The 2,449-nt window shown below is 75.6% G+C and carries 2 protein-coding genes; both read right to left on the bottom strand.

Features of this window, described 5'->3' with window-relative positions; translation table 11 throughout:
• Positions 1 to 318: 318 nt before the first annotated feature.
• Positions 319 to 1,329, bottom strand: coding sequence for a FecCD family ABC transporter permease (locus AAHZ94_RS32640; protein ID WP_502964851.1), 1,011 nt, complete (start codon positions 1,327 to 1,329; stop codon positions 319 to 321).
• 50 nt (positions 1,330 to 1,379) lie between these two features.
• A complete protein-coding gene (locus AAHZ94_RS32635; RefSeq protein WP_349997326.1) occupies positions 1,380 to 2,294 on the bottom strand; it encodes a FecCD family ABC transporter permease in 915 nt (304 codons plus the stop codon).
• Positions 2,295 to 2,449 lie beyond the last annotated feature (155 nt).

Raw genomic sequence — 2,449 nt, 5'->3', positions numbered from 1 at the left:
GTGCTCCTCCGTCTGTCCGGCCCCCGGGGTCCGCCGGCGGCTGGTGGTCCTCGCGCCAGAGGCGAAAGGGCGGCTCCCCCCCGCCCCGGCCCCCCCCCCCGGGGGGGGGCCCCCGCTACGACTCCTGACGTACGGCGCCCGGACGCGGGGCGACCGCCGGCCGGGCCAGGCACCCCGCCCGCCAGGCGGGACAACCAAGTCGACCAAGCCAGTCAGCCAGCCGGCCGGCCAGCCCCGCCAAAGCCAAGACTCAGCCCAGGCCGAGGCCAAGACCCAGCCAAGGCCAAGGCCAAGACCCAGCCAAAGCCGGGCCCCACCTCACGCGGCCTGCCGCCGCCATTCCCGTACCAGCAGATAGCCGAGGTAGGCGCCGCCGACGGCCATGGTGTACAGGCCAACCGGCAGGTCGTCGAAGAGCGGCAGTTGCTGGGCGGCGAGGTCGGCGGCGACCAGCAGCAGGGCGCCGAGCAGCGTGGAGACCACCAACTGCGGGCCGGTGGTGCGGGTGAGCCGCTTGGCCACCTGCGGCGCCGTCAGCGACACGAACGCGATCGGGCCCGCGACGCTCACCGCCCCGGCCGACAGCACGATGGACAGCAGCACCGCCGCGGTCTTGGCCCGCCCGGGGCGGGCGCCGAGCCCGGTGGACAGGTCGTCGCCCATTTCGCCGATGGCCAGTGGCCTGGCCAGCAGCGCGGCCAGCGGCAGCGCGCACAGCAGGACGGTCCAGATGATCGTCGCGTCGTCCCAGGAGCGGGCGGCCAGACTGCCGTTGACGTACGCGGACAGCGAGCTCGCCTTGTCCCGCTCCACGGCGTACACCACGTACTGGGTGATGGCCGTCGACATCGCAGCGACCCCGATGCCCGCCACCACCAGCCGGCCCGGGCTGCGGAAGCCGGTGCCGGTGGACACGTACACCAGGCCCATCGCCACCAGCGCGCCGAGCAGCGCGCCCACCGAGACCGGCAGCACGTCGGGCAGGAACAGGGCGACGATCGCCGCGCCCGCGCCGGCCCCGGAGCCCAGGCCGATCACATCGGGGCTGCCCAGCGGGTTGCGGGTGACGGACTGGAAGAGCGCGCCGGACAGGCCGAAGGCCGCGCCGGTGGCGATGGCCACGCTCAGCCGCGGGCCGCGCAGCCGGTCGAAGACGAAGGCGTCCTTGCCGGTGGCGTCGCCGAGTACCGCGCCCGGCAGGTCGGGCAGCGCGATGCCGAGCCGGCCCAGGGAGAGCGTCGCGGCGCCGGCCAGGACCAGCAGCACCAGCGCCGACACCGCCACCACCAGGGCGGACAGATGGAAGGGCAGCGCGATCCAGGGGCCCATCCGCAGCATCCTGCGGCGCGGGCCGGCGCGTCGTGCCAGCGGGCGCACGGTCATGACGTCCCCCTCATCCGACGCACCGCGATCAGCAGCGCGGGCGCCCCGATGCAGGCGGTGACGACCCCCACCATCAGTTCCTGGGGCCGCAGCAGCACCCGCCCGAGCACGTCGGCGAGGAGCAGCAGCGACGGCCCGGCCAGCGCGGAGAAGGCCAGTTGCAGCCGGAAGTCGGCGCCGACCAGCACGCGCACCAGGTGTGGCACGGCAAGCCCGACGAAGGCGATGGGGCCCACCGCCGCGGTCGCCGCCGCGCTCAGCAGCGTCGCGGCGAGCAGCCCCGCGCCCTTGATCCGGGCCGGGCTGATCCCCAGCGAGGTGGCCTTGTCGTCGCCCATGGCCATGGCGTTCAGCCCCGGACCGAGCAGCAGCGCCACCACCAGACCGGCACCGGCGAACGGCAGCACCGACCAGAACACGTCAAAGCCGCGCCCGCCCAGCGCACCCACCACCCAGTAGCGGTAGGTGTCGAAGACCCGCGGTTCGGAGAGCGTGACGGCCTGGATGAACGCGGCCAGTACGGCGCTGAGGACCGCGCCCGCGAGCACCAGCCGCACCGGGTCGGTCCGGCCGCCGGCGGTGCCGATCACATACACGGCGAGCCCGGCGAGCAGCGCGCGGGGCAGCGCCCACCACATGGTCTCGCGCTGCCCGGCGGCCCCGAAGTAGGCAGTGGCCGCGACGATGCTCGCGGACGCGCCCGCATTGATGCCGAGCAGCCCGGGTTCGGCCAGCGGATTGCGGGTGATGCCCTGCATCAGCGTGCCGGCGACGGCCAGGCACACCCCGGCCAGCACGCCGAGCGCGGTCCGCGGGTAGCGGCTCTCGACGACGGTGCGCAGGTAGGTGTCACCGCCCCCGGTGACGACGTCCAGCACATCGGACGCGGGGGTCGGCTTGCTGCCGTACATCACGCTGGCGAACAGCGCGACGAGGAGCAGCAGCAGACACCCGACCAGGGCGAGGGAGAGCCCGGGCGGGGGCCCCCCCCGCCCCCCCCGGGGCCGGCGGGGGGGGGGGGGGGGGGGGCGGGGGGGGGGCCCGGGGGGGGGGTGGGGCGGGGGGG

Origin of the sequence: Streptomyces sp. HSW2009 (assembly GCF_040240285.1) — a bacterium.
Taxonomy (GTDB): Bacteria; Actinomycetota; Actinomycetes; order Streptomycetales; family Streptomycetaceae; genus Streptomyces.
This window is presented reverse-complemented; position numbering and strand designations above follow the sequence as displayed.

What these genes read in the sequence shown, in the direction of transcription:
- AAHZ94_RS32640 (WP_502964851.1), bottom strand. Translation starts at nt 1,329, where the DNA reads ATGGGCCCCTGGATCGCGCTGCCCTTCCATCTGTCCGCCCTGGTGGTG.
- AAHZ94_RS32635 (WP_349997326.1), bottom strand. Translation starts at nt 2,294, where the DNA reads ATGTACGGCAGCAAGCCGACCCCCGCGTCCGATGTGCTGGACGTCGTC.